This is a genomic window from Vibrio sp. Vf1514, from assembly GCF_052076135.1.
Classification (GTDB): Bacteria; Pseudomonadota; Gammaproteobacteria; order Enterobacterales; family Vibrionaceae; genus Vibrio; species Vibrio furnissii.
In genome coordinates, this window is record NZ_CP197267.1 from 1,929,536 (window position 1) to 1,956,251 (window position 26,716).

A 26,716-nucleotide genomic window follows, 5' to 3' on the forward strand; every position below is an offset into this window, starting at 1 on the left:
TTAATTACGTTGATCGTCGACTTCCACACCGTCAGGAACGTCGAACTTAAAGCGGCTTGCTTGCGGCTTTTGCTGTTTCACATCCGCAAATGTGAACTGGCTACGTTGGCCGTCCTGCTCAATCACGTTGAAGCCTTTCACCACACCGTGTGTGTCGATGGTGATTTGGAATTGGCCTTGGTTCGAATCAACCGCAGTGGGCGTGAGCGTAAACACATCGCCTTTTTCTTCGACTTGATACGCATCCCAGTCGCTGGCGCGGTTACGAGTCAGGAGGACAAACGGCGTTTGCTCTGTCGCTTGCTCTTGGTTGTAAATCGTGACTTGTTCGATAAATGGGCTGTAATACCACAGGGATTGACCATCCGACACCAGCAGGTTTTCATCCGGGGTCAGCGTCTCCCAGCGGAACAGACTCGGGCGAGCAATATCGACCACGCCATTGCCTTCCATGACGACATCGCCATCAGGGCTAATCACTTGCTGCTCAAACTTCGCGCTGAAACCATCGGTCAGCGCCAAACGTTCGCTCAGCGTCTCTTTTGGCGTCGCGAATACGGAAAAACTACAAAAAAACAGTGCGAACCATTTCTTCATTCTGTTACTGCTCCTAGCAATTGGGGTTAAGGAAGTTATAGGCTGTTCACTTCCTAAGTGTGTCAATCCTGTGTGGAAAAAGTTCGATAATTTGGCGCGAAAGTTACTGACCGCAACACTGTTTGAACTTTTTACCGCTGCCACATGGACACGCGTCATTGCGGCCAATGTCTTTAAACGGGTTCACGCTTTGCGCTTTGTTACCCAGCATTGCTTCATCGGCCGCCAGCGCCACTTCTTGCACCATCAGATCCAGTTGGTCAATCATCGCCGCCAGTGTTGGCAGAGCGTCGTATCCAGCCGCTTTCATTTGGGCATGCGTTTGTTCTTCATCAATCGCCAGCATCAACGTCGTGAGCAACGCTTGAAGCATTCGCATCGAGCCATCAGAAAGTGTCACCGACTGCCACTGCGATTCTACCTGCGGCCATACACTCATGAAACCTTCGGCGAAATCGGCCAGCGCGTCTTCGCGCGGCATGGAAGATTCAGCAAGCAGTGCCAGCAACGCATATTCGCTGCGTTTGAGTTGATGATACTGCGCATGGATTTGAGCCACGATCAACGGCTCAAGCGCCGCTGCATGCTCGCCAAACACCTCTGAAATCCACGCTTCGGGTTCCAAAGGTTGGGTCGCCAAGTTGGCGGCATATACCGCACCTTCGATAAACAACGGGGATTCATTGCACTCAATCTGAGCCAAATTCACTAGCGGGTAACTCATGAAATCTCTTTATCAATACGACAGATTAGCCGGCCATTATACCCCAGCCTGTCGATTTGGCGAGTTTGCTGGCAAAAATCATAACTGTGATAGATTTCGCTTTAAAAAACTTATTCACTGGAGCATTATTTCAGCCAAAATTACATCACTACGAATAATCACTATGAAACGTAACTTTGGCTTTACTTTAATCGAGTTAGTTGTCGTCATCGTTATTCTGGGCATTCTCGCCGTTACGGCTGCACCTCGCTTTTTTAATCTTCAACGCGACGCGCATGAAAAGCGTGCTGCCGCGGCATTTGCAAGTTTTCGCTCAGCGGTGACGCTCTACAACACGCGTTGGCTTGTCGATGGCGAACCCGTGATTTCCCAAGCCGTCGGTTATGGTCAAGGAAACATTTATCCGTCGGCGGCAGGTTACCCGATGTCGGTCGATCAAATCCCGTATCAAGACGGCAACGCGATTCGCGGTGAAGACTGCGTGGCGCTGTGGCCAGCCCTTCTCACAACGGACATCACCATTCAATCGCAGATGGATACCGGGTACGTATTGCCTTCCGAGAGCGATATCGTCAGTTGGTACACCAGCAGCAACGAGTGCTATTACTACTACACCGCCGGTTACAGCACCACAGACAAGCTGCCCATCCTCTATTACGCGCCGCTCACCGGTGAGACTCGCGTGACCACGGAAAGCCCGACATTCGCGCAATAAGCCCTCGTGACATCGCGCCGACTTCCATCTACAATCTCGCCTCAATTTTATTTGGCGAAGACAAGAACAGAGTATGCGAGTCATTTTAGGCCCGATGGAGGGCGTGCTGGATCACCTGATGCGTGAGATGCTGACACAGATTAACGATTACGATTTCTGTGTGACAGAGTTTGTCCGTGTGATCAACTTGCCCCTTCCGGACCATGTGTTTTACCGTCTTTGCCCGGAGCTGAAACAAGGCTCGCGCACCAAAGCTGGCGTTCCGGTGAAAGTTCAGTTGCTGGGTCAAGAGCCGCACTGGATGGCGGAGAACGCAGTTCGCGCCGCAGAACTGGGCGCATGCGGTGTCGATCTCAACTTTGGTTGCCCGGCGAAAATGGTGAACCAAAGCAAAGGCGGTGCGGCGCTGCTGCAACATCCTGAGCTGATTTATCAGGTGATCAAAGCGTGTCGCGATGCGGTGCCAGCAGACATTCCGGTCAGCGCCAAAATTCGCTTGGGCTGGGAGAATCCCGACGACTGTTTTGAAATTGTCGATGCCGTGCAGCAAGCTGGTGCCGACGAATTAACAGTCCACGCGCGCACCAAAGCAGGCGGCTACAAAGCCAGTGAAATCAAATGGGACTATATTGATCAAATTCGCCAAAAGACTCACATCCCCCTGATTGCCAATGGCGAGATCTGGAATTATGCCGACGGGCAAGCCTGTATCGAAACCACGGGCATTGACTCGTTGATGGTATGTCGCGGCGCACTGAATGTGCCGAACTTGGGCAACATCGTCAAACACAACCACAGCGCCATGCCTTGGCATGAGGTGGTCGACTTGCTGCTGGAATACTCAGCGTATGAAGTGCGCGGTGACAAAGGCAAATATTACCCGAACCGCGTCAAACAGTGGTTTGCGTATTTACGCCAAGCATACCCACAAGCGGCCGACCTGTTCCGCGAGATTCGCACTATGACCAAGGTCGACCCGATCGTGAGTCATTTTCAGCGCTACCGCGACTCCCTTGCCTAAAGTGAAGTGCTGGTGTTAAAACACCAGCTTATCTTTCCCAGTTGTTTTCGCGAGATACAGTTTTTCATCCGCCAGTTTGAATTGCTTATCAAAGTCCCATTCCTGATGGCTTTCAATCACTTGAATACCGCCAGAAATCGTAAAGCCATTCGGTACCACACGGGTTGAGTCGCGCGTAATGGCCTCTTTGACCCGTTGCATCACCGCTTCGATCTGGAGCGGATCCGGGCTGGTCAAATACACCACGAACTCTTCCCCACCAAAGCGAGCGACGGCATCGGTTTCACGGATGTTGCATTCGATCTGATCGCCCACATAGCAGATCACATCATCCCCGACATCATGCCCGTAGGTGTCATTAATCGACTTGAAGTTATCAATATCCAACACCGCCACCGACAAATAGCGGCTGTGTTGCTTCACTTGCAGAAACTCTTCCATCCCTCGGCGATTGAGCAGGCCCGTCATTGGATCTCGAGACGCGAGGTTTTCGTAATAGGATTTTTCAATGCGAGTGTTGAAGTAGAACATGCCGACCACGGAGACCAGATAAGCCAACACCAAGGCATACACACTGGTTTGCTTCTCTTTGACGAAGCGACTGATTTCAGCGGCCCAATTCCATTGGTAATACAAGTAGTGATCCATTTTGGTATAGCTAATTTCTAGCTTGTGCGGACGGTACACACTGCCGTCTTTCGGTAGCTCTTCTGAACGCACCAGACGAATTTTATCGGTCAGGCGTGACGAATCATCAATCAGGCGATCAACACTAATATCCAGCGCCACCACGCCAATGAAATTCGATTCCATATACACCGGCATCGCCAACGTCATGGTGTTCTTTTGATGCAGGACTTCGCTGAATGCGCTTGGGCCAGTTACGGTAATAATGTCTGGGTTGTCTGCGGCTTTTTGCCAAAACTCTCGCAACTTGACCGTCATCAAGCGTTCTTTGGTGACATCTTTGAGCACCGAATCGGGCGCAGAAATGATATAGCCCGCATTGTCGATGTAGTGCACACCGATAATGTAGTTATCTAAATCATTAAGAAACGAGATGATGGGGGCCAACGACACTTTACGGCGCATCAAGTCATACAGTGGATGCGCTTCATCACACAGGGACTCATCGCCCACCATCATGTAGCTGATGCTGATCGGCGGCGAAGAGCTGGCTTTCTTGTTGGTCAGTAACATCGACTCTTTGGGCACAATGCGACATAGCCCATCTGCCACTGACTTTACAAACCCGGTCGACATGATGGATGGTGATTCAAAGTAATTGGTGAAACCGTAATCGAGTGCAACCACAATCTTGCCGGCACGCATCATCATGGTGTTGGCGTTACGGTACTCATCATCGATATCACTGTTCAAGATCCGCATGTAGGAAGAGATCATCGCGATCAGCAGAATGAGGGCAACAAACAAAGGGGCTAGAAAGACCGTTTTGGTGTTGTAATGCTTTTTCATTAATCAATATCAACGTGAATTAAGGTGACTTTGCGCCTTGTGATATGCAGGCGTATGAGTGTACCAGAAAGATTATGCCAAAAAATCCATAACACAAGCTAATCCTGACTGCGTTATGTACATTAGATTTCGCTAAATCCTAACCAAACCGACGATTTGTTGACATGATATTGATAAAGTCAAAAGCCAAAGACATGAAAAAAACCTCCTGTGGGTTGAATTTCAAACAGGAGGTTTTAGAGCGTTCATGCGGAGTTAACTTAACAAAAGACTGTCGTCGCTTAATTCTTCACCACGCACTTTAGAGAACATTTCCAGCAAGTCTGGCACTTGCATGGTCGCACGCTGCTCACCCGCGACATCAAGAACAATTTGCCCTTGGTGCAACATTACAGTGCGATCGCCACATGCCAGCGCATCTTTCATCGAGTGGGTCACCATCATGACCGTCAAATTGAATTCGTTGACGATCGTTTTGGTGAGGTCAATGATAAACGCGGCCATGCGTGGATCCAGCGCCGCCGTATGTTCATCGAGCAGCAACAGTTTGCTGTCCGATAAGGTCGCCATCACCAAGCTCACAGCCTGACGTTGACCGCCAGATAGCAACCCGATGTTATCGCCCAAACGGTCTTCTAACCCAAGGCCCAGGATGCTGATACGCTCTTGAAACAGTTTACGACGGTTGGAAGAGAGTGCATGCGTCCAACTACGACGTTTGCCGCGCATGTACGCCAGCGCCATATTTTCTTCAATCGTCAATGCACCGCATGTGCCCGCCAGCGGGTCTTGGAATACGCGCGCACACACATTGGCGCGCTGATCGACACTTTGGCGCGTCACGTCGATGTCATCGATCAGCACTTGACCGCCCACCATCGGGGTTTCACCTGTCACCGCGCCCAGCAAAGTCGATTTACCCGCGCCGTTCGAGCCAATCACCGTTAAGAATTGATGCTCCGGCACTTCCAAACAGACGCTTTTCAGCGCTCGGTTTTCCAGAATCGTGCCAGGGTTAAACGTAACTTGAATATCTTCTAAACGGATCATACGGCTTCTCCTGACGACTGACGCTGTTGCTTATCCTTTTTTTCACTCCCCTGCTGAGATACCACTGTTTTCTGAGCAGGTGCATTACCCTTTTTTAACTTTAGGTTCCTTTTCATTTTCGGCATGATCAGCGCCAGTGCCACCAGCACGGCCGTCACGAGGTTGAGATCCGACGCTTGCAGACCAAACATGCCCGTACTGAGCGCAAATGCCACCGCTAAACGGTACAACACTGACCCAACAATCACTGCCGTCACGGCGACCCAAATTTTTCGCCCGGGAATAAGGGTTTGCCCCAAAATCACCGCTGCCAAACCCACCACGATGGTGCCGACACCGGAGGTGACATCCGCAAAGCTGTTGGTTTGTGCGAACAGTGCGCCCGCAAAGCCAACGAAGCCATTTGACAAGGCGAGACAGAAATAGGTGTAAAACGCGGTGCTTGCACCTTGTGCCGCAACCATGCGCGCATTGACACCTGTCGCACGCAGGCCCAAACCAAAATCACTGTTCAGCAGACGAATCACAAACAGCGCAGAGAGTAACACCAGAACCGCAACAACCAGCGGACGAACATACATTGAATCGCCCATCGCTTCGAATGGCGTCAGAATGGTGTCTTCGCCGAGTAGCGCCAAGTTAGGACGCCCCATAATGCGGATATTGATAGAAAACGCCGCAATCATGGTCAAGATCGACGCGAGGAGATGAAGAATACCGCAACGTACCGTCAGAAAGGCCGTCACCCAGCCGGTGGCAGCACCCGCAAGAATGGCCATCCCTGTGGCAACCCATGGATTAATCCCGGCAACAATGGCTGTCGCCGCTACAGCAGCGCCCATGGGGAAACTACCATCAACACTAAGATCGGGGAAATCAAGGACGCGGAATGTCAGGTAAACCCCCAACGCGACCAACCCATAAATGAGACCTACTTCAAGTGCCCCAAAAAACGCAAAAGCAGACATACAAACTCCCTTTCTGCTTAAATACGCCGGCGCGACATCACACCGGCATAATTAATCCTTTATTATTTTACGCTGGTTGCGCGATCCAAAACGGATTGAGGAATCGTCATACCCAGTTTGTCCGCAGCAGTTTCGTTGATAACCAAATCCGACCCTTTCGCGACTTTCACGTCCAAAGAACCCGGTTTGGCCCCATCAAGAATCGCAGCCACGTAATCTGCGGTTTGCACACCAATTTGGTAATAGTCAAAGCCTAAGCTCGCCACTGCACCACGTTCAACGTAAGACGTCGCAGCACCAAACACTGGCGTTTTCGCTTGGTTTGCTGCCACAATCATGCCTTCAATCGCACTGGCAACTGTGTTGTCGATCAGTGCGTAGATGATGTCTGATTTCGCGGCAATCGCTTGAGTCGCCGATTGCACATCCGCACTTTTCAGCGCCGTGGCTTCCACCAACTGCAGGCCATTTTTCTTCGCGGAGACTTTCAGCAGTTCCATCAAGCTCACAGCGTTTGCTTCACCTGGGTTGTACACCACACCGATCGATCTGGCGTTTGGCATCAGCTCTTTGATCAGCTCAACATGTTGCTCAACAGGAGACAGGTCGGACAGGCCTGTGACGTTTTTGCCCGGCTGCTCCATCTTCTTCACCAGCTTGGCGCCGACCGGGTCAGTCACTGCTGTAAAAACGACGGGAATAGATTTGGTCGCAGCAACTAATGCCTGAGCAGTTGGCGTGGCAATGCCAACCAATACGTCTGGGTTTTCACCGACAAATTGACGTGCAATCTGCACTGCAATCGCTGGGTTCCCTTGCGCGGTTTTGAAATCAAACTCAAGGTTTTTACCTTCTTCATAGCCTTTTGCTTTCAAGCCATCCAAAAGTCCCTGACGGGTTGCATCCAACGCAGGGTGTTCAACGATTTGTGACACGGCGACTTTGGCAGTATTTGCCAACACCGTATGGGAAGAGAGTAATGCAGCTCCGGCTAGAACGGCGGTAGCTATAGCTTTGCCTGCTTTCATCTTAACTCCTTGATTTAAAGCATTATTATTTTTGATGTTGTGTGTTGTTTGTTTTTATTGTGCACGGAACGTGCAGCTAACGACATTATTACCAGTAAGTTTGGGGAAAGGGAAGCAAGATTTAACAGGAAAGTAACAAAAAGAGAGATGGGAATATGGTACTTAGCGCAAAATCAAGAGGAGTTCACTATTTACGCTTTTTCACTTGAAGAAAAGGCCGTCTTGAACTACTCAAAACGGCCTTTTTATGCTGTTTAGAACCAGCGCTCCAGCGCGGTTTTGTCGAGTTGACGGAACGCACGGTTAAGCACCATCGCCAGCTCTTTATAGCGAGGCTTGGATTTGATCGGTTCCAAGGCAAATCCAGTCTCGACAATTTTTTGATACAACTCGCGATACCAACTGGCCAATGCTGGCGGCAGTTGTGTGTTGGCGCGGTTGCCTAACCACCAGATACCTTGCAACGGCAAGCTGATGGCGAATAATGCGATGATAATCGTCTGAGGCATCGCTTGCACATTCTGAAATGTCATTTGGGTCAGCACGCTGATTGCGGCAACGGCTGGCATCACTTTGATCCCAAAGCGCGTCGCTTTAATAATGCGCTGTTCCGGGAAAAGAAGGTTCAATTCTTTGCGCATTGGCCATGTATCCATGTATCTCTGGCCATCTTTTAAGCTAAGAACGATTCCGGCTCTATTACTCATACCATTCCCCTCACTCTCTGGCGAACATTCATCCTAAAAAATAGTTGAATGATTCAACAAATGGCGTAAAAATTTGACAAAAGCTAATATTGTTTCAAATTTTTTTTGTTATATTGGCCCATTATCGCTATCCTTTGCGAACTCTCAATCTCATTGTTGCCGTTATTTACAAATTAGGCAACTCCGAGGCGAATGCTGCACGGAATGCACCGACGATTTCACTAACACTGTCACGTCTTACGATACGGAAATTAAAGTTTTATTGACCAAGATTAGTACGCACTCTTTGGCAGTTCGGCTATTCTTGTGGTTGATTTTTATCCTAACCGACTATTACAGGTAGTTACTCATGTCTAAGCTAGTTTTAGTTTTAAACTGCGGTAGTTCTTCACTCAAGTTCGCTATTGTTGATGCACAAAATGGCGACGAATTTCTTTCAGGTCTTGCTGAATGTCTACACCTTCCAGAAGCACGAATCAAGTGGAAACTTGATGGCAAGCACGAAGCACAACTGGGTGAAGGCGCTGCACACGATGAAGCGTTAACTTTTATCGTTGAAACTATTCTTGCTTCTAAGCCAGAACTGGCAGAGCAACTGAAAGCCATCGGTCACCGTGTTGTACACGGCGGTGAGCAGTTCACTCAATCAGCACTGATCGACGAAACCGTTCTGAAAGGTATCGAAGACGCAGCAAGCTTCGCTCCACTGCACAACCCAGCACACATCGTGGGTATTAAAGCAGCACAAAAAGCATTCCCTGCGCTACAGAACGTTGCCGTATTCGACACAGCTTTCCACCAAACTATGCCAGAAGAAGCGTACCTGTACGCACTGCCATACAAACTGTACAAAGAGCACGGTGTTCGTCGCTACGGCGCACACGGTACGTCTCACCTGTTCATCGCGCGCGAAGCCGCTGAACGCCTTGGCAAACCAGCAAACGAACTGAACATCATCAACTGCCACCTAGGCAACGGTGCGTCAGTTTGTGCAATCAAGAACGGTCAATCTGTTGATACATCAATGGGTCTGACGCCGCTTGAAGGTCTGGTGATGGGTACACGTTGTGGTGACATCGATCCTGCTGTCGTATTCCACCTGCACGATACACTGGGTTACTCAGTGGCAGACATCAACAAGATGCTGACCAAAGAGTCTGGTCTTCTGGGTCTGACTGAAGTGACTTCTGACTGCCGTTTCGTTGAAGACAACTACGGTGCTAAAGAAGAAGCAACTCGCGCAATGGACGTGTTCTGTCACCGTCTAGCAAAATATGTTGCAGGTTACACTGCCAGCATGGACGGTCGTCTGGACGCAATCGTGTTCACAGGCGGTATCGGCGAAAACTCTGCACCAATCCGTGAAATGGTGCTGAACCGTCTGTCTATCTTCGGTATCAAAGTCGATAGCGATGCGAACCTGAAAGCACGCTTCGGCGGCGAAGGTGTGATCACTTCAGCAGACAGCAACATTCCTGCGATGGTCATTTCGACCAACGAAGAATTGGTTATCGCTGAAGACACAGCGCGCCTAACCAACATCTAATCAAATTCATCTGGCTAACTGCAAAGTTAGCCAGTGTTTTATAGGGGCTCAACTCCTATTCTTCTCGAATACGCCGTTGGGCTTTGTTCCTTTCAATCTAAACCCCTTAGATTGTATCAATAGTGTTGAGGTACTTTACGAATGTCCCGTACTATTATGCTTATCCCTATCAGTACTGGCGTTGGCTTGACCAGCGTGAGCATGGGTCTTTTACGCGCCATGGAGCGTAAAGGTGTAAGCGTTTCTTTCTATAAGCCAATCGCACAGCCTCGCAGCGGTGGCGACCAACCCGACCTGACTTCAACGATCGTCGGTCACAACAGCGACATGAAAATTGGTGAGCCAATGTCAATGTCGTCTGCTGAAGCGCTGATCGGTGGCGAAAAAATGGACGTTCTGCTGGAAACAGTGGTTGAACGTTACAACCAAATCAACTCATCAGAAGTGACGCTGGTTGAAGGTCTAGTTCCAACTCGTAAACACCCATTCGCCAACCAAGTGAACGCGGAAATCGCAAAAACTTTGGGTGCTGAAATTGTGTTCGTCGCAACGCCTGGCACGCACAACCCTGCGCAGCTGAAAGAGCGTATCGAAGTGGCATGCTCTAACTTCGGCGGTACGAAGAACAAGAACATTTCTGGTGTGATCATCAACAAGCTGAACGCACCGGTTGATGAAGCTGGCCGTACCCGTCCAGACCTGTCTGAAATCTTTGACGATTCTGACAGCGCAAAACAAGCCAACATCGAAGTGATGCAGATCTTCAACTCAAGCCCAATCCGTGTTCTGGGTTGCGTGCCTTGGAATGTTGACCTGATCGCAACACGTGCGATCGACATGGCAAAACACCTGAATGCTGACGTAGTCAACGAAGGCGACATCAACACGCGTCGTATCAAGAGCATCACATTCTGTGCGCGTTCAATCCCGCACATGATTGAGCACTTCCGTCCAGGTTCACTGCTGGTGACTTCAGCAGACCGTCCAGACGTGATCGTTGCAGCGTCTCTTGCTGCGATGAACGGCGTTGAAATCGGTGCTGTACTGCTGACTGGCGGCTACGATATTCCAGAAGAAATCGTGAGCCTGTGTAAACCAGCGTTTGAAACTGGCCTGCCAATCTTCAAAGCACAAGGTAACACATGGCAAACATCGCTGAACCTGCAAAGCTTCAGCCTGGAAGTGCCAGCTGACGATAAAGAGCGTATCGAATTTGTTTGTGACCACGTTGCAAGCCACATCGAAGGCGCTTGGATCGAAACTCTGACTGAAGGTACTCAAGGTACGCGTCGTCTGAGCCCACCAGCATTCCGTTACCAACTGACTGAGTTTGCACGTCGTGCCAACAAACGTATCGTGCTGCCTGAAGGCGACGAACCACGTACAGTTAAAGCGGCAGCCATCTGTGCTGAACGCGGTATCGCGACTTGTGTGCTCCTAGGTAACCCAGATGAAATCCGCCGTGTTGCTGCGCAACAAGGTGTTGAGCTGGGCGCTGGCGTAGAAATCATCGATGCAGATTCAGTTCGTGAGAACTACGTGGCTCGCCTAGTTGAACTACGTGGCGCGAAAGGCATGACTGAAGTTGTGGCGCGTGAAAAACTAGAAGATTCAGTTTTCCTAGGCACCATGATGCTGGAAGCGAACGAAGTGGACGGTCTGGTTTCTGGTGCGGTTCACACCACAGCAAACACCATCGTTCCCCCATTCCAGATCATCAAAACAGCACCGAATGCATCGATCGTATCGTCTGTATTCTTCATGCTGCTGCCTGACCAAGTTCTGGTTTACGGTGACTGTGCAATCAACCCAGATCCAACGGCTGAGCAACTGGCTGAAATCGCAATCCAATCTGCAGATTCTGCAGCGGCATTCGGTATCGACCCACGCGTAGCGATGATCTCATACTCTACCGGTACATCAGGTAAAGGTGCAGACGTTGATAAAGTGCGTGAAGCAACACGTATCGCACAAGAAAAACGTCCTGATCTGATCATCGACGGTCCACTGCAATACGACGCAGCGATCATGGAGAACGTGGCAGCTTCTAAAGCACCTAACTCTCCAGTTGCAGGTAAAGCAACCGTATTCGTATTCCCAGACCTGAACACAGGTAACACCACTTACAAAGCGGTACAACGTTCAGCAGACTTGGTTTCAATCGGTCCAATGCTGCAAGGCATGCGTAAACCTGTGAACGACCTGTCTCGCGGCGCGCTGGTTGACGACATCGTCTACACCATCGCTCTGACTGCGATTCAAGCAGACCAAGAGCAAAAATAATCGCTCTTCGTTCGAGTCAAAAAGCCTTCGGATTCCGAAGGCTTTTTTTATTGGCACCGAATCCTGTTTTATCGCTTGGAAATACAGCTTAAACAGGTGACTGGATTAATGCATCCACCACAGGGTGAACAGGCCCGCGACCACCGACAGCAACATCGCCGGCGCGACGCGAATCCACAGCGCTTTTCCACCAATGCCCATCGCTAAGCCCATTTTGACCAACGTGTTCACCGACGCGGCAATGATGATCCCCATCGCCGCTGTATAAGCATCCAAGGTGTGTGTACTTTGTCGCCCCAACGCCAAAGTGATTGCATCCACATCCGTGATCCCAGAGATCGCCGACAGTACCAAGGTTCCCACCTGGCCGAACCAATCCGACAGCGCATGAGACAGCAACATAATCACTGCCAGAATAACCCCAAACCAGAGCGCCGACTGCAAGGCCAACGGGTTTTTGTGTTTGCCCGTCTGCTCCTCGGTAAAATCGACTTGAGTGGTACGCCAGATAAACCATGCTGGCAGATAGAGCCCAATCATCATCACCCCAATCACCGGCCAAAGAATCGGCGTTAACTCGGTATTAATGAGAGAAGCAACAATCAACAAACGGGGGAACATGGTGCCACAACAGAGTAGAATGCCCGAAGCCAGGAGCGGACTGATCGACGGCTGCTCACGCGACAGATTGGAAAATTGCAGTGTCAGTGCCGTCGAAGAACTGAACCCCGCAAAGACCGAAGTAAACAGCACACCCCGCTTCGCACCGCCAATCTTGATGGCGAAGTAACCCAAAAACGAAATACTGGCAATCAACACCACCATCCACCAAATTTCGTACGGGTTTAATGCCTGCCATGGGCCAAAGCTTTGGTTGGGCAACAAAGGCAGCATCACAATCGAAATCAACATCAGTCGCAGCGCTGCATCCAGCTCGTACTCTTGCAACTTCTGCAAGGCCTGATGAAGCTCTTTCTTGTTATCCAGCACCACGGCGGTGATCACCGCAGACGCAGCCGCCAACACTGGTTCTCCGGCAACCGCCAAACTGCCCATCACAAACGTGACCAACAAACTGACCACGCCGGTAATACTGACGTCCTGACTGTTTCGCTGTTTCATGATGAACGCAATGCTGGCCAGCGCGACCAACGCCAACAAAGCAAAACCAAGGATGAGCGGCGAAAAATGGGTCGCCAGTACCGCAGACAAGCCGCCGTATAAGCCGACCAGCGAGAAAGTGCGAATGCCAGCCACTCGGCTGCCTTCCACATGGTTGCGGTTCACCCAACCGCGCTGCGTGCCAACAATGGCGCCCAACAGCAGCGCCACCAATAGATTCCAGATCACACTCTGGCCGGCCATGATGTCACTGAAATCCATCGCCCTCTCCCATCCACCCCGCTTCATTTCAGTGTATGCAAATTGGCGTATGAATCCGTGAGCAGAGCGAAATTGTGATTATTTTTCAGCGCATTCAATCAGCACACAAAAAAACGCAGCCTCGGGCTGCGCTTTGCAATCAGGTGTCGGTTCAAGCCTTACAGTGAGTCTCGGCCATGCGCAGATTCCAGATCCAGATCTGGGCCAACTGGCACAATTTGTGTTGGGTTAATGGTGGTGTGGCTGAAATAGTAGTGACGTTTAATGTGATAAAAGTCTGTAGTCTCCTTCACGCCCGGTACTTGATACAGCTCTTTCAAATAGCCATTTAAATGCGGGTAATCGGCGATGCGTTTTTTATTGCATTTGAAGTGACCAACATACACAGCGTCAAAACGAATCAAGGTGGTAAACAACCGCCAATCGGCTTCAGTGATCACATTGCCCGCCAAGTATCGATGCGTCGCAAGATGACTTTCCACTTTATCCAATGCCGTGAATAAGGATTCGTAGGCTTCTTCATACGCTTCCTGCGTGGTCGCGAAGCCACAACGGTAAACCCCGTTATTGATATTGGGATAGATGTATTCGTTCCACTCATCAATCAGCGCACGAAGATGCTCAGGATAGTAATCCTCCTCGTTCCCCGTGAGTGCATTAAACGCTGAGTTAAACATGCGAATAATTTCTGACGATTCATTGCTGACTATCGTATTGGTTTTCTTATCCCACAGCACAGGCACCGTCACACGACCAGTGTAATCGGCTTTGGCTTGCGTATACACTTGATGCAATTTCGTATGGCCAAACAGCGGCTCAGGAATACCGAACTGCCAGCCGTCACTCATCATATCCGGGCACACGATGGTGACATCGATGTACGCCTCAAGCTGCTTTAGCGCACGGAAAATCAGGGTGCGGTGCGCCCACGGGCACGCCAACGACACGTAGAGATGATAACGACCCGGCTCAGGCGCAAACTGAGCATCTGTGTCATTGTCGATCCAACCTCGAAAGCCTGCATCTTCGCGCACAAAGCGTCCGCCGCTGCTTTTCGTGTCGTACCAAACGTTTTGCCACACGCCTTCGACCAGTTTACCCATGAATCACCTCGTTTTTATTCAAATCATGCTGTATTTAAGTCCATTATAGATATTGAAAAATTGGATATAACCGGAGAGTTCTGGCTTAGTTATTCGAAAAATTTGAACTAGCCAACATTACTCACTTAAGGCATCTCCGGTTTCTCTAAGCAATTGTGTCCGACCCAAAATTGGGTTTTCATGCCCAGCGCTCTGACATCGACAATCTCATCGAACTGTTGAGGATAATGCGACACACGCTCGTAAATTCGATAGCCACACGCCATGATGGCGCCCAGCGCCAGCATCCACACGACTGCGTGGCTGACAAGGCCAACACGGTATGACCCCACCTCCGAACGCCGTAAAGGGTTTAACGACGCCCAGAAAGCAGCCAGCGACATGATGGCCAGCAGTTGACTCATCGGCGAATCCAACACACCGGAGACCAAGCTGTACAGCAGCCCAGTCAACACACTCGCCCCCAAGACTTGTGTGATTCGAGATCTGGAGATGGCCACCTTGTACAACAGCAGCAAACAAAGCGACACATAACAAAGCACACCGCCCCACCCCCAATGCACCAGCACATTGAGCACCGAGTTATGCGGGCGGCCAAACACCAGCGGCTGACAGACAAACGCGCCACCACCGAGCCCCCAGAAAGAGGAAAGGTCTAGCGCCTGCGCCCATAAAGTCAGGCGGTCGGACGTCGTCGTGCGCAACACGATGGCTTGGCTGTCTATCCCCAAGAGATAAGAAGGCAACGGATTAAACAACGCAAATGAGATCAACGCGCCCAAGCACCCAGTGATCAACAAAGTCGCAAGCCACTGACGCCATAACGTCCTGTCCACCAGCGCCATCAAAATAAAACCGGCGATAAGCGCCAGCGTGACCCCGCGACCATTGAGGGTAAAACCAATTGAAAATGCCATCGCGACGGATATCAGGGGGAGCAGCGCACGCCGGTTTCGCCTGCGAGCGCGCACGACCAAATACGCCATGGGCAGCACCAGCCAAACGTGCACTTGATTGATAAAGCGCGGATTGGCAAATCCAAAAAACGTGGAGTTACTGACCGCCTCACGATGATAAAGCAGCAACCAAAACGCACTGGCGACACTGAAGAAAAGCAGGCCGTTGAGCAGCAGCGCCAAGCCCATAAGGTTCGCGCGTGCCACACGAAAGTAGTCAAAAAAGACGCTGAGGAGCAAAAACAACCCAACGAGGTAAAACCAGTGCGTCAGCGCGCTGATGCGATAGTCACTGAGTAACGTCGCAATGAGACTCAATGCGATGAAACCGAGTGCGAACGTTCGAGTCGGTTGCTCAAGCGATCGATACAGGGCAATGACCGATTGCCGTAATCGTGCCGAACACAGTAACCCGACGGCGAACAGCATGATCAACAAACAGACGACCAGACGTTTGGAATCGTAAATCAGCAGCACCTGATTGCGGGGAATGAACACGTTGAAACTGAAAATGATCAGCGACCACAGTGTCAGCTTGATGATGAGAGTTTGCCACAACGCACTGCGCCGCATCACATCTACCTTTCATGATGATTTTCAATAACCTGAGTATTATTGATATTCAAGAAATGGCAAATGTAAGCTGAGTTAACCCCCAAATGAGGATGAACAGAGACAAAAAAAGCGCGACCCCACGAGAGAGCCGCGCTTAAGCCCGTCACAGGCTGAATTTAGGCACTGACGTGCAGGCAAGAGACCGAGTGGGTATCCGAGCCTTCGATTTGTGGCTTGGTTTGCGCACATTCCGCCGTCGCTTGTGGGCAACGCGTACGGAAAACACAACCGGATGGTGGATTAATCGGTGACGGCAAGTCCCCTTCCAACATCTGAATGGTTTTGTTGCGCTCTAAGTTTGGATCCGGAATCGGCACCGCCGACATCAAGGCTTTGGTGTACGGATGCAGCGGGTTTGCAAACAGTTCGTCTGCTTCGCCCAATTCCACCGCATTGCCCAAATACATCACCAAGACACGATCCGAAATGTGTTTGACCACCGACAAATCGTGCGCAATGAACACGAGGCTCAAGCCCAGCTCTTTTTGCAGCTCTTTGAGCAGGTTAACCACCTGCGCCTGAATCGATACGTCCAGTGCCGAGACCGGTTCGTCACAGATGATCATCTTGGGCTTCAAAATCAGCGCGCGCGCAATACCGATACGCTGACACTGGCCACCAGAGAACTCGTGCGGATAACGGTTGATCACGTTCGGCAACAGACCCACTTTGGCCATCATCTCTTTCACGCGATCTTTGACTTCCTGCTTCGACAGCTCTGGGTAGAAGGTTTGCAGCGGTTCAGCAATAATGTCGCCCACCGTCATACGTGGGTTCAGTGACGCCAAGGGATCTTGGAAAATCATCTGAATTTCTTTGCGCGTATTGCGGCGTTTGACTTCATGCATGCGGGTCAGATCTTGCCCCAGCCACACCACTTCGCCTTCCGTCGATTGCACCAAACCGATGATCGCGCGAGCAAAGGTGGACTTACCACAGCCAGACTCCCCCACCACGCCCAATGTTTCGCCTTCATAAAGACGGACATTGACACCATCAACAGCTTTCAACGTGGACGGTTTTGTCCATGGCCACGCGGATTTCGCTGCGATACTAAAGTGAACCTTGAGGTTTTTGACATCTAACAATACAGGTTTATTGACACTCATTTCGTCCAAGCCTCCCAATCAGAAAAACAAGCACGCTGACGCGCGTCACCAAATGGCGTCAGAATCGGTGCTTCACGCTTACAACGGTCCATCACACGATGGCAGCGCTCTTGATAAGGGCAGCCCACCGGCAGACGCAGTAAGTTGGGCGGGTTGCCCGGGATGGTTGGCAAAATTTCGCCTTCGGTATCCAATCGAGGAATCGCTTTCAGCAGGCCTTCCGCGTAGGGATGACTTGGGTTGTAGAAAATGTCGTTCACGCTGCCGTACTCCATGGTACGACCGGCGTACATCACCAGCACTTTGTCGCACGATCCCGCAACCACGCCCAGATCGTGCGTGATCATGATGATGGCGGTGTTGAATTCACGCTTCAGTTCGTTCAGCAGATCCATGATCTGCGCTTGAACGGTCACATCCAGTGCGGTAGTTGGTTCATCGGCAATCAGCAGTTTCGGACGGCACAACAACGCCATCGCAATCATCACACGCTGACGCATGCCGCCCGAGAACTCGTGCGGATACATGGTGATACGTTTGCGCGCTTCCGGAATTTTCACCGCTTCCAACATGCGAACCGACTCTTCAAAGGCTTGTGCTTTGCCCATGCCTTTGTGCAACATCAATACTTCCATCAACTGATCGCTGACTTTCATGTACGGGTTCAGCGACGTCATGGGGTCTTGGAAGATCATGGCAATCTGCTCAGAACGAACTTTGTTCAGCTCTTTTTCAGGCAGATTCAAAATCTCTTTGCCTTCGAACTTGGCGCTTCCGGAAATGATCCCGTTTTTCGCCAGTAGGCCCATGATTGCGAATACCGTTTGTGATTTACCTGAACCGGATTCACCCACGATACCCAATGTCTCACCTTGATTGAGTGAGAAGTTCAAATCGTTAACTGCGGTGACGGTACCATCTTGCGTGGTAAACTCGACGCGCAGATCTTTGACATCTAATAAGCTCATCATTGCTTCCTTAATCTTATAATTTTCTGATTATCTGTCTTTTGGATCGAGCGCGTCGCGCAGGCCATCACCGACGTAGTTAAAACAGAACAGGGTAATGATCATGAATGCGGCAGGGAACAGAAGCTGCCAAATGGCCACTTCCATCGTGTTTGCACCTTCTTGCAACAGGGCACCCCAGCTCGTCATCGGTTCTTGAACACCCAGACCAAGGAATGAGAGGAAAGATTCAGTCAGAATCATGCTTGGGATCAGCAGCGTGGAGTACACTGCAACGATGCCCAGTACGTTTGGCACGATGTGACGGGTAATGATTCGCCATTTGCTCACACCACAAACGTGGGCAGCTTCAATAAACTCTTTGCTGCGCAAGCTCAGCGTCTGACCACGCACGATACGCGCCATGTCCAGCCACGCAATCGCACCAATGGCAACGAAGATCAGAATGATGTTACGACCGAAGAAAGTCACCAGCACGATCACCAGGAACATAAACGGAATCGCATACAGGATTTCCAATACACGCATCATGATGCGGTCAGTACGGCCGCCGATGAAACCCGATGCCGCGCCATACAGCGTGCCAATCAGCACCGCAACCAGCGCGCCCATGATCCCCACCATCAGCGAGATACGGCCACCGACCAGAGTTCGTACTAACAGGTCACGACCCAAAGCGTCGGTACCAAACCAGTGCTCAGCCGTTGGCGCCGCGTGCATGGCGTACCAGTCCGTGTCTTCATAAGTGTAAGCAGAGAACATCGGCACAAAAATCACGGCCAATGTAATTAATGTCAGAATGAACAAGCTAACCATTGCTGCTTTGTTGCGCATAAAACGAATGCGCGCATCCTGCCATAAGCTGCGACCTTCAATTTCCAAGTTCTCCGTGAACTTTTCGATCGCTTCTAAGTTTTCTTTTTTGGTTAACATAATATCCGTGTCCAATTAGTAGCGAATTTTAGGGTCGATATACGCGAGCAGAATATCCACAACCGCATTGAAGAGAATGAAAAGGAAACCGATAAGAATCGTCACACCCATCACCAGTGAGTAGTCACGGTTAAATGCAGCGTTAACGAACAGCTTACCAATCCCTGGCAGACCAAAAATCGTCTCGATAACCACAGAACCGGTAATGATGCCGACAAACGCAGGGCCCATGTACGATACAACTGGCAGCAGCGCAGGCTTTAACGCATGTCGGATCACGATGTAGCTATAGCTCAAGCCTTTGGCACGAGCGGTACGAATAAAGTTACTGTTCAGGGTTTCAATCATTGAACCACGGGTAATACGCGCAAACGTTGCAACGTACAGCAGTGACATCCCAATCACAGGCAACGCCATGTATTGGAAGGAGCCATCTTGCCACCCACCGGCGGGGAACCAGCCGAGATTGATGGAGAAGATGTAAATCAGTACGGGAGCCAACACAAAGGATGGCATCACCACCCCGAGCATGGCGGTCGACATGATCGTGTAGTCGACCCAGGTATTGTGTTTCAGAGCGGCAATGGTTCCGACCCCGACCCCCATAATGACGGTAAAGACAAACGCAGCAAAACCAACTTTCGCCGACACAGGCAGTGCGCTGGCGATCAGTTCGTTCACTGAATAGTCTTTATATTTGAACGATGGACCAAAATCACCTTGCAGGATGTTGGTCAAATAGGTGAGGTACTGTTCGGACACAGGTTTGTCCAAGCCGTACTTCGCGTTGATGTTGGCCATCACTTCCGGCGGCAAAGGACGCTCAGAAGAAAATGGGTTACCTGGTGCAAAACGCATCAGAAAGAAAGATATTGTGATCAGCACCAACAGGGTTGGAATCGCTTCAAATATCCTTTTTGCAATGAATTTAATCATAAACTCACTCTTTCAGTCTGTGACAATAGGAAATGAAAAGACGCTGTATGTGCGCTGCACATACAGTGTCTATATATTTATAGTTTTATTTGCTCAGGATTTACTGAGCTTTGATGTAAAGATCTTTAGAGAAGATCTTATCTTCTGCGTTGTTCTCTGGGTAACCGCCAAGTGTTGGTGACACCAAACGAGAAGTAACGTATTGATAGATAGGTGCGATTGGCATATCACGCGCCAGCAGTTTCTCTGCTTGAACGTACAACGCTTCACGCTCTTCATCCGTCTTCGCTGTCAACGCTTTCTCCATCACTGCATCGTATTCTGCATTGTGATATTTCTGGTCGTTTGAGCTGTTGTTTGACTGCATCAGTGACAGGAAGCTTGATGCTTCGTTGTAGTCACCACACCAGCCAGCACGCGTGACGTCATAGTTTCCTTGACGACGAGAATCTAGGAAGGTTTTCCACTCTTGGTTTTCAAGCGTAATGTTGACACCCAGTGTTGTTTTCCACATCGATTGAATCGCCGTGGCGATCTTCTTGTGGTTTTCTGAAGTGTTGTACAGCAGCGTGAAGTTCAGCGGGTTTGATTTATCATAGCCCGCTTCCGCCAACAGTTTCTTCGCTTCAGCAACACGCTCTTTCTGAGTCATCTTGCCGTAAGCTGGCATTTCTGGGTGGAAACCTGCGGTGATTTCAGGCGTCATGAAGTACGCAGGTTTCTGACCTTGCGCAAGAATCGCATCGGTGATGATGTTACGGTCAATCGCGTAAGATAGCGCTTTACGAACACGAACATCGTTAAACGGTGCTTTTTGGTTGTTGAAACCGTAGTAGTAGGTACACAAGTTGCCTTTCACGTTCACTGACTCTGGGTACTCTTTTTGCAGACGTTTGAAGTGCTCAAGCGGCAATTCATACGTCATTTGAATTTCACCAGACAGGAAGCGGTTCATTTCCGCAACTTGGTTTTCAATCGGTAGGTAAGTCACTTTGTTGATGACGGTGTGTTCGTTATCCCAGTAGTTCTGGTTACGTTTCAGCTCCAGTCGCTCATTCACTACCCACTTGTCGACAACATAAGCACCGTTGCCCACAAAGTGTTCAGGTTTGGTCCACTGATCGCCCCATTTTTCAACCGTTGCACGGTGAACAGGTTTCACGGTGGTGTGACCCATCATTTTCACAAAGTATGGTACTGGTGTTTCCAGTTTCACTTCTAGCGTGTTCGCATCCAATGCTTTCACACCCAGAGTTTCTTTGTCTTTTTTCCCTGCGATGATGTCTGCTGCATTCACCATCGTGGTCATCTCAAGGTACCAAGAGTACGGAGATGCCGTTGCTGGATCGACTGCACGTTTGAAACTGTAGACGAAATCTTCCGCTGTCACAGGATCGCCGTTCGACCATTTCGCATTTTTACGCAGGTGGAAAATAAATGTTTTGTTGTCTGTCGTTTCCCAACTTTCAGCAACACCAGGAATGGTATTACCATTCGCATCCTGGTTCACCAGACCTTCTAACAGATCACGAATCACGTGAGACTCTGGCACACCTTCGGTTTTGTGTGGATCGATAGACGCCACTTCAGTACCGTTACCACGAACGAATTCCTGTACATCGGCAAGTTTAGTGCCTGCTGGAACGACAGCAGCGAGAGTTGAGAAAGAAGTGGTTGCCACTGCAAGGCTAGCGCCTAGAAGAAGGGCTTGTGTGATCTTATTTTTATACATGCATAAACTCCAAGTTTTCATTTTGCATCCATGACTTCTCTGAAGAGCTTCTAGAACGGAGCGCCTAGCACTTAGGTTGCTTAGTGCAAAAACTAAACTAAAAGAACCTAAACCCATACAGAGAATGCGGCACACATTAGCAATCATCGAAGTAATTTGCCATAAATTTGTAGCAAAAACTGAATATCTTCTGCGCCAACTTCAATAATCAGCGTAATACTTCAACCTTGTTCTATTGGCCAGATTATTAGAACAAAGAACAACTTACGCTTAGACCAAAGTGCCATTTCATCTAACTAAGATTGCATTTATAGAATCTTATGCTAGAAATTACTCAAAAATTTAACATTTAGTGTAATGGGCGTCTAATTGAAAGTGATGATCCACTCGTCAGATGACAGGATTTGTGAAGGCAATCACCTGTTGCACTAGGATGGTCAGCGCTGCACAGTTGCGGCACATTGCCCGCACGGCCAGAGGGAGAAAGGGAAAACAGCAATAGGAAGGAAGTCAGCGCTCACTGACGATGAATGAGCGCTGCGATCGTGAGTTATTGAGCGTCGCGAATCAATTCAGCCAAGCTGCTTAAACGGCGACGAGAATCTTTCACATAAGGGTTTTTGGTGTCCCACGCATAACCAGCCAGAATTGAACAGATCATCTGCTTAATACGGGCGTTGGGTTTGTCGTAATAGATGACCGCTTGCAGCGAACCGTCGTACCACCCTTCCACATAGGTGCGGAACGTGTTCACACCCACCATCAGCGGCTCAGCATAATCTTGCTGCCAATCAACCGCTTCACCGTTCAATTGACGTTGCACGCAGCGCACCGCAAATTGCGCCGATTTCATGGCAATGGTCACGCCAGAAGAAAACACCGGATCCAAAAACTCACCCGCATTCCCCAGCAGTGCATAGTGCGACGTCGCCAAGTGTTTCACGTTTGCCGAATAACCGCGCAGTTCATTGGCAGCATTCGGGTATTCCGCCTGCTTGAGCAACTGTGCAAGTCCTGGTTCTTCATTCACCAAGTGTTGCAGTGCCGTCATTTTGTCTTCTGAATAGCGCTCGAAAAACGCCGGTTCCCCCACCACGCCGAGCGAGCAGGTGCCGTTGGAAAACGGAATCAACCAATACCACACATCACTGTTTTCCGGATGAACAGAAATCAGGATCTTGTTGCGATCGTACGGCAGCGTGTCGGATTGAATGTGATCCACCACGTGGGTAAAAATCGCTTTGCGTGGCGGCAAGCAGGAGGGTTCTTCCAGCGCCAGTAGCTTGGGCAACACTCGTCCAAAACCACTCGCATCAAGGACGTAATCGGCTTCAACCTGATAGGACACTCCGTGTTCGTCGGCGATAGTCAGAGACGATTTGGCGCCTTCAAAGGTCACCGCCAGCACTTCATGTTGATAGCGAATCTCGACGCCCTGCGCTGCAGCGCTGTCGGCCAGCACTTGATCAAAGTTGGCGCGTTGAACTTGAAACGTGGTGCCCGGCCCCGGGGTAAATTTGTCGGTAAAATCGAATTCGGTGTAGACCCCTTGTTTGCGAAAGGCCGCCCCATTTTTGAATTGGAAGCCCGCCGCTTGCACCGCTTCAGCCATGCCCGCTTCTTCGATCACTTCCATACATGCGGGAAGCAGGCTTTCACCGATGGAAAAACGCGGGAAGAGCGATTTTTCCACCACCAGCACATCAATGCCCTGTTTGAGCAACAGCGCAGCAGCCGTCGATCCTGACGGTCCTGCGCCGATAATCACCACTTGGCGCTGTTGAATATCCATTGTTTTTTCTGTCATTCTGACTTTGCTTTGAGTTTTAATAAGGTATGGCCAAGGCCAATGTTGTCGGTGCGCTCTTCCACCATCAACCCTGCGGCATCCACGATTTCGAGAAAATCATCGCTGCGGTAAAAGCGGCTATTGCCGTTGGCAAGGCAAGTAAAATAGAGCGACGTCGCGTTGAGGCTATATGCAGCCGCATCGTATTTTTGTGCGTCCCAGAACAGCTCGAGCACATAAATCACCGAATCGTCGGTCAATTGTGCGCGAACGCGTTGCAGGATACTGAGAATTTCCATCGGAGAAAAGCAATCAAGGAACTGGCTCATCCACCACACGTCGGCATTCTCCGGCAGCGTTTGCGCTTTGTCTAACATGTTGGCCGGATAAGGATGAATGCGTTGCTCAAAGCCGTGATCGGCGGCATTCCGCATCGCCATTTCCAATTGCTGCGGCAGATCCACAATCGTGACATTCACATCCGCATCATGCTGGCAACATTGAATGGCCCATTTTCCCGTGTTTCCGCCAATATCGACCAAATGCTTGGGTTTGTCGGCAAACACGCGTTCCAACAAAACGGGGAATGAACGATCGGAGTAAAAGTGGTCGAACTGGAACCAGCTCTGCTTGGCTTGTTCAGGAAGGCGCGACAACCCTTGGTAAATGGTCTCCCAATCGCCCAGCTCTTTTAACCCCGCCGGTTTGCCTTCTTCGATGGCTTGTGTCAAATGCATCATCGCGGCGTAACAGACGTCAGCGGTAAAATCCATGTTCGCACGCGTCATGCCATCGTGAAGCAAGAAAAAACCGAGATTGGCTAAGCGATAGTTCGGTTTGTTCCACAACACAATATTGGCACTGATCGCCATGTCCAGCAGGACTTTCACCCCGTATTCCGACACGCTCGTTTGTGTATGAATCTCTTGGGCCGAAAGCCCCGCCTCTCCAGCATCATCCAACACTTGAAGAATACCGAGATCACGCAGTGTGCGAGCGGTGTGAAATACGATGGGCGCAAAGGAGAGTTTCTGAGCTTCAGTCTTTGCAGCTAAAGCATTAAAAGGGTCTTGTTGTTCAATCACGGGAAAACCTAGCTTTGGTCGACGAAATTATTGCGCAGCCGCCATTTGAGCGAGCTGTTTCTTGATATCCACGTTCAGGTTGTTCACCCAACGGTTATAATTGCGGTGAATGCTATCACCGTCCGCTTTGAGGTTTTCTGACCTAACGTAAAGAATGGCGTAGTATTTTTCATTGTAAGGAATATGAATTTCAGCAAAGTGACTCCGGACGGTAATTTTGGCGTCCAGCACACCGGGTTCCACTTCACTGATGATCCAACCCCGCTGAATGGCTGCTTGAGTGATCGCTAATTTAACCTGATCGCTTTGAAGATTATACGCAACTGGAGTATTCTCCACGTTCAGGATTGGCTGGACTCGGCCACAAGCAACCAATAAAAATGTTAAGAGAACAGAAAGGGTTAATTTAATCGCGGTCATCGCTAGTCCTTATGCCAAATGAGGTCATCGTGTTGGCCATAGTATTTAACCCCATCGACAACAAATCAATCGTTTATGCCAAATCAATTGCAATTCATGTCGTTCAATATTGACGCTTGGTCCGCCAACGCTGCCGGAATCCATCACCGTGATGAATGGAAAGCGTGGAGTCAGACGGGTGTGTGGCCACAAGGTGTCATTGAGGCGGGGCTGATTCCTGCGATGATGCGTCGCCGCATGAGCCCGCTCAGCAAACTTGCCGTGCAAACAGCCCTCACGTTGATGAATGCGCACCGTGCCGATTATCTGGTGTTTGCCAGCCGTCATGGCGAACTGCATCGCAGTGCCGACCTCATTAAAGATATTCTCAACGGTGAAGAAGCATCCCCGATGAGCTTCTCTCAGTCGGTGCATAACACAGCGGCAGGCTTATCCACCATCGCCAGTCATCAAGCCATTCCCGTGACCTCAATTGTTGCCGGAGAAAACACCTTCCACAGCGCGCTGACCGACGCATGGCTTTATCTGAGCGAGCATCCGGATCACCGCGTGCTATTGGTTGATTTTGACCTCCCCTTACCCGAAGCCTATCAAGCGTTTGAAGACAAATGCTTTCACGGCTACGCCTTTGGTGTGATGCTGACAGCGGGCGACACATGGCGCGTGACGCAACAGCCTGCCACAGGCGAGGTGGATGCCCTGCCCCATGGGCTCAGCGTGCTGAAACACTACCTCAAGCAAGATGCCGAATGGTTGATTCAAGGTGAGCGCCATGCGTGGCGATGGCAGCACGCATGAACCGACTGTTTCAATATTACCGAATTCTGGCGACCGGATTCTGCTTTGGTCTGTTTGGCTTGGGCGGCTTGGTGCTCAGCTTTGTCATCATTCCGCTGATTCGGCTCACCACGCCTGATCAAATCCAGCGTGAATATCGAGTCCAACGCGTCATACAAGCCACGTTCAACTTCTTTTGTAAGCTCATGCGCTGCACGCGCGCGATTGATTATCGAATTGAAGGGGCCGAACGCCTCAAACAAGATAAAAACTGTCTGATTGTCGCTAATCACCCCAGCCTCATTGATTACGTGTTGATTGCGTCGCAATTACCGCAATGCGACTGCTTGGTGAAATCGGCCATTTGGTCCAATCCGTTCATGAAACACATCGTCAAAGCCGCCGGTTACATTCCCAATGAAACGCCGGATGATCTGCTGAGCTTGTGTGAAGATCGGTTTGAACGCGGCAACGTGCTGCTGGTATTTCCCGAAGGTACTCGCACGACTCCGGGTATCGAATCCAAGTTGCAGCGCGGCGCAGCCCAGATCGCCATTCGCACCGGACGCGATTTGCGCGTGGTGCACATCAGCGTGGTTCCGAGCTTTCTCACCAAAGAGAAAAAGTGGTATCAAGTTCCCGACACGCGTCCGTTTTTCCTGATACAAGTTAAGGATAAAGTTGAGGTCGCGCCCTTTATAGAGCAAACTAATAACCCAACTTCGGCGGCTAGGCGATTAAATCGACATTTAGCTGAAGTGATTTTCCCAGTCGATAAATAACAACAAAAGTAGG

24 protein-coding genes are annotated in these 26,716 nt (G+C 50.1%); 6 read left to right on the forward strand and 18 right to left on the reverse strand.

The genetic code is table 11. The features are described 5' to 3' along the window. Complete coding sequence (gene lolA / locus ACS18Q_RS08880; RefSeq protein WP_412497865.1) at positions 1–597, reverse strand: outer membrane lipoprotein chaperone LolA; 597 nt, start codon at positions 595–597, stop codon at positions 1–3. Positions 598–700: 103 nt separating this feature from the next. Then, on the reverse strand, positions 701–1,321 hold the full coding sequence (locus ACS18Q_RS08885; RefSeq protein WP_004725310.1) for a YecA/YgfB family protein: 621 nt from the start codon (positions 1,319–1,321) through the stop codon (positions 701–703). A gap of 163 nt (positions 1,322–1,484) precedes the next feature. On the opposite strand from ACS18Q_RS08885, the gene ACS18Q_RS08890 reads away from it, so the two are divergent. Both ACS18Q_RS08890 and dusC read left to right on the forward strand, forming a co-directional pair. Then, positions 1,485–2,036: a type II secretion system protein gene (locus tag ACS18Q_RS08890; RefSeq protein ID WP_206980354.1), complete on the forward strand. Its 552-nt coding sequence runs from the start codon at positions 1,485–1,487 to the stop codon at positions 2,034–2,036. Between the two features lie 73 nt (positions 2,037–2,109). Continuing rightward, positions 2,110–3,057 carry a tRNA dihydrouridine(16) synthase DusC gene (gene dusC / locus ACS18Q_RS08895; protein ID WP_441256949.1) on the forward strand — a complete coding sequence of 316 codons (948 nt, stop codon included), beginning with the start codon at positions 2,110–2,112 and terminating at the stop codon, positions 3,055–3,057. A gap of 15 nt (positions 3,058–3,072) precedes the next feature. On the opposite strand, the gene ACS18Q_RS08900 is transcribed toward dusC, so the two are convergent. The 5 genes from ACS18Q_RS08900 to yfbV all read right to left on the reverse strand — a co-directional run bounded on the left by ACS18Q_RS08900 (position 3,073) and on the right by yfbV (position 8,286). After that, positions 3,073–4,533 (reverse strand): sensor domain-containing diguanylate cyclase, encoded by a 1,461-nt coding sequence (locus ACS18Q_RS08900; RefSeq protein WP_143678848.1) that lies wholly within the window; start codon positions 4,531–4,533, stop codon positions 3,073–3,075. 255 nt (positions 4,534–4,788) lie between these two features. Further along, on the reverse strand, positions 4,789–5,583 hold the full coding sequence (locus ACS18Q_RS08905) for an ABC transporter ATP-binding protein (RefSeq protein WP_014204854.1): 795 nt from the start codon (positions 5,581–5,583) through the stop codon (positions 4,789–4,791). Further along, positions 5,580–6,551, reverse strand: a complete 972-nt coding sequence (locus ACS18Q_RS08910) for an ABC transporter permease (RefSeq protein ID WP_143678847.1) — start codon at positions 6,549–6,551, stop codon at positions 5,580–5,582. Before ACS18Q_RS08910 ends, ACS18Q_RS08905 begins: the two co-directional genes overlap by 4 nt. A 62-nt stretch (positions 6,552–6,613) precedes the next feature. Beyond that, positions 6,614–7,579, reverse strand: coding sequence for an ABC transporter substrate-binding protein (locus ACS18Q_RS08915; protein ID WP_441256950.1), 966 nt, complete (start codon positions 7,577–7,579; stop codon positions 6,614–6,616). 254 nt (positions 7,580–7,833) lie between these two features. Continuing rightward, positions 7,834–8,286 (reverse strand): terminus macrodomain insulation protein YfbV, encoded by a 453-nt coding sequence (yfbV, locus tag ACS18Q_RS08920; protein ID WP_038150998.1) that lies wholly within the window; start codon positions 8,284–8,286, stop codon positions 7,834–7,836. 349 nt (positions 8,287–8,635) lie between these two features. Here yfbV and ACS18Q_RS08925 point away from each other — a divergent pair, with 349 nt between their 5' ends. Continuing rightward, positions 8,636–9,832, forward strand: a complete 1,197-nt coding sequence (locus ACS18Q_RS08925; RefSeq protein ID WP_014204852.1) for an acetate kinase — start codon at positions 8,636–8,638, stop codon at positions 9,830–9,832. Positions 9,833–9,973: 141 nt separating this feature from the next. Then, a complete protein-coding gene (gene pta / locus ACS18Q_RS08930) occupies positions 9,974–12,115 on the forward strand; it encodes a phosphate acetyltransferase (RefSeq protein WP_038150995.1) in 2,142 nt (713 codons plus the stop codon). A 105-nt stretch (positions 12,116–12,220) separates the two neighbouring features. On the opposite strand, the gene ACS18Q_RS08935 is transcribed toward pta, so the two are convergent. The 11 genes from ACS18Q_RS08935 to ACS18Q_RS08985 all read right to left on the reverse strand — a co-directional run bounded on the left by ACS18Q_RS08935 (position 12,221) and on the right by ACS18Q_RS08985 (position 25,144). Beyond that, positions 12,221–13,498, reverse strand: a complete 1,278-nt coding sequence (locus tag ACS18Q_RS08935) for an MgtC/SapB family protein (protein WP_208549982.1) — start codon at positions 13,496–13,498, stop codon at positions 12,221–12,223. 158 nt (positions 13,499–13,656) lie between these two features. Next, on the reverse strand, positions 13,657–14,601 hold the full coding sequence (locus ACS18Q_RS08940; RefSeq protein ID WP_441256951.1) for a glutathione S-transferase family protein: 945 nt from the start codon (positions 14,599–14,601) through the stop codon (positions 13,657–13,659). Positions 14,602–14,726: 125 nt separating this feature from the next. Continuing rightward, a complete protein-coding gene (locus ACS18Q_RS08945; RefSeq protein WP_441256952.1) occupies positions 14,727–16,130 on the reverse strand; it encodes an O-antigen ligase family protein in 1,404 nt (467 codons plus the stop codon). A 158-nt stretch (positions 16,131–16,288) separates the two neighbouring features. Beyond that, positions 16,289–17,281 (reverse strand): murein tripeptide/oligopeptide ABC transporter ATP binding protein OppF, encoded by a 993-nt coding sequence (oppF, locus tag ACS18Q_RS08950; protein WP_055466144.1) that lies wholly within the window; start codon positions 17,279–17,281, stop codon positions 16,289–16,291. Further along, entirely contained in the window at positions 17,278–18,249 is a 972-nt protein-coding gene (locus ACS18Q_RS08955; protein WP_004725277.1) for an ABC transporter ATP-binding protein, read from the reverse strand. The genes oppF and ACS18Q_RS08955 overlap by 4 nt, the downstream gene beginning before the upstream one ends. A 30-nt stretch (positions 18,250–18,279) precedes the next feature. Then, positions 18,280–19,182, reverse strand: coding sequence for an oligopeptide ABC transporter permease OppC (oppC, locus tag ACS18Q_RS08960; RefSeq protein ID WP_004725273.1), 903 nt, complete (start codon positions 19,180–19,182; stop codon positions 18,280–18,282). A 15-nt stretch (positions 19,183–19,197) separates the two neighbouring features. Further along, on the reverse strand, positions 19,198–20,118 hold the full coding sequence (gene oppB, locus ACS18Q_RS08965; protein WP_004725271.1) for an oligopeptide ABC transporter permease OppB: 921 nt from the start codon (positions 20,116–20,118) through the stop codon (positions 19,198–19,200). 100 nt (positions 20,119–20,218) lie between these two features. Beyond that, positions 20,219–21,850, reverse strand: a complete 1,632-nt coding sequence (locus tag ACS18Q_RS08970) for an ABC transporter substrate-binding protein (RefSeq protein ID WP_014204847.1) — start codon at positions 21,848–21,850, stop codon at positions 20,219–20,221. A gap of 550 nt (positions 21,851–22,400) precedes the next feature. Beyond that, complete coding sequence (locus ACS18Q_RS08975; protein WP_395212284.1) at positions 22,401–23,642, reverse strand: NAD(P)/FAD-dependent oxidoreductase; 1,242 nt, start codon at positions 23,640–23,642, stop codon at positions 22,401–22,403. A gap of 11 nt (positions 23,643–23,653) precedes the next feature. After that, positions 23,654–24,724: a methyltransferase gene (locus ACS18Q_RS08980; protein WP_004725265.1), complete on the reverse strand. Its 1,071-nt coding sequence runs from the start codon at positions 24,722–24,724 to the stop codon at positions 23,654–23,656. Positions 24,725–24,751: 27 nt separating this feature from the next. Then, positions 24,752–25,144: a hypothetical protein gene (locus ACS18Q_RS08985; protein ID WP_041942523.1), complete on the reverse strand. Its 393-nt coding sequence runs from the start codon at positions 25,142–25,144 to the stop codon at positions 24,752–24,754. 75 nt (positions 25,145–25,219) lie between these two features. Between ACS18Q_RS08985 and ACS18Q_RS08990 the strand changes: the two genes are divergently transcribed. Next, positions 25,220–25,942 (forward strand): beta-ketoacyl synthase chain length factor, encoded by a 723-nt coding sequence (locus ACS18Q_RS08990; protein WP_441256953.1) that lies wholly within the window; start codon positions 25,220–25,222, stop codon positions 25,940–25,942. Continuing rightward, entirely contained in the window at positions 25,939–26,703 is a 765-nt protein-coding gene (locus ACS18Q_RS08995; RefSeq protein WP_041942678.1) for a lysophospholipid acyltransferase family protein, read from the forward strand. The genes ACS18Q_RS08990 and ACS18Q_RS08995 overlap by 4 nt, the downstream gene beginning before the upstream one ends. Positions 26,704–26,716 lie beyond the last annotated feature (13 nt).

Excerpts from the sequence above, each read along its gene's own strand:
- lolA (WP_412497865.1), bottom strand. The coding sequence starts at position 597 with ATGAAGAAATGGTTCGCACTGTTTTTTTGTAGTTTTTCCGTATTCGCG.
- ACS18Q_RS08885 (WP_004725310.1), bottom strand. The coding sequence starts at position 1,321 with ATGAGTTACCCGCTAGTGAATTTGGCTCAGATTGAGTGCAATGAATCC.
- ACS18Q_RS08890 (WP_206980354.1), top strand. The coding sequence starts at position 1,485 with ATGAAACGTAACTTTGGCTTTACTTTAATCGAGTTAGTTGTCGTCATC.
- dusC (WP_441256949.1), top strand. The coding sequence starts at position 2,110 with ATGCGAGTCATTTTAGGCCCGATGGAGGGCGTGCTGGATCACCTGATG.
- ACS18Q_RS08900 (WP_143678848.1), bottom strand. The coding sequence starts at position 4,533 with ATGAAAAAGCATTACAACACCAAAACGGTCTTTCTAGCCCCTTTGTTT.
- ACS18Q_RS08905 (WP_014204854.1), bottom strand. The coding sequence starts at position 5,583 with ATGATCCGTTTAGAAGATATTCAAGTTACGTTTAACCCTGGCACGATT.
- ACS18Q_RS08910 (WP_143678847.1), bottom strand. The coding sequence starts at position 6,551 with ATGTCTGCTTTTGCGTTTTTTGGGGCACTTGAAGTAGGTCTCATTTAT.
- ACS18Q_RS08915 (WP_441256950.1), bottom strand. The coding sequence starts at position 7,579 with ATGAAAGCAGGCAAAGCTATAGCTACCGCCGTTCTAGCCGGAGCTGCA.
- yfbV (WP_038150998.1), bottom strand. The coding sequence starts at position 8,286 with ATGAGTAATAGAGCCGGAATCGTTCTTAGCTTAAAAGATGGCCAGAGA.
- ACS18Q_RS08925 (WP_014204852.1), top strand. The coding sequence starts at position 8,636 with ATGTCTAAGCTAGTTTTAGTTTTAAACTGCGGTAGTTCTTCACTCAAG.
- pta (WP_038150995.1), top strand. The coding sequence starts at position 9,974 with ATGTCCCGTACTATTATGCTTATCCCTATCAGTACTGGCGTTGGCTTG.
- ACS18Q_RS08935 (WP_208549982.1), bottom strand. The coding sequence starts at position 13,498 with ATGGATTTCAGTGACATCATGGCCGGCCAGAGTGTGATCTGGAATCTA.
- ACS18Q_RS08940 (WP_441256951.1), bottom strand. The coding sequence starts at position 14,601 with ATGGGTAAACTGGTCGAAGGCGTGTGGCAAAACGTTTGGTACGACACG.
- ACS18Q_RS08945 (WP_441256952.1), bottom strand. The coding sequence starts at position 16,130 with ATGCGGCGCAGTGCGTTGTGGCAAACTCTCATCATCAAGCTGACACTG.
- oppF (WP_055466144.1), bottom strand. The coding sequence starts at position 17,281 with ATGAGTGTCAATAAACCTGTATTGTTAGATGTCAAAAACCTCAAGGTT.
- ACS18Q_RS08955 (WP_004725277.1), bottom strand. The coding sequence starts at position 18,249 with ATGAGCTTATTAGATGTCAAAGATCTGCGCGTCGAGTTTACCACGCAA.
- oppC (WP_004725273.1), bottom strand. The coding sequence starts at position 19,182 with ATGTTAACCAAAAAAGAAAACTTAGAAGCGATCGAAAAGTTCACGGAG.
- oppB (WP_004725271.1), bottom strand. The coding sequence starts at position 20,118 with ATGATTAAATTCATTGCAAAAAGGATATTTGAAGCGATTCCAACCCTG.
- ACS18Q_RS08970 (WP_014204847.1), bottom strand. The coding sequence starts at position 21,850 with ATGTATAAAAATAAGATCACACAAGCCCTTCTTCTAGGCGCTAGCCTT.
- ACS18Q_RS08975 (WP_395212284.1), bottom strand. The coding sequence starts at position 23,642 with ATGGATATTCAACAGCGCCAAGTGGTGATTATCGGCGCAGGACCGTCA.
- ACS18Q_RS08985 (WP_041942523.1), bottom strand. The coding sequence starts at position 25,144 with ATGACCGCGATTAAATTAACCCTTTCTGTTCTCTTAACATTTTTATTG.
- ACS18Q_RS08990 (WP_441256953.1), top strand. The coding sequence starts at position 25,220 with ATGCCAAATCAATTGCAATTCATGTCGTTCAATATTGACGCTTGGTCC.
- ACS18Q_RS08995 (WP_041942678.1), top strand. The coding sequence starts at position 25,939 with ATGAACCGACTGTTTCAATATTACCGAATTCTGGCGACCGGATTCTGC.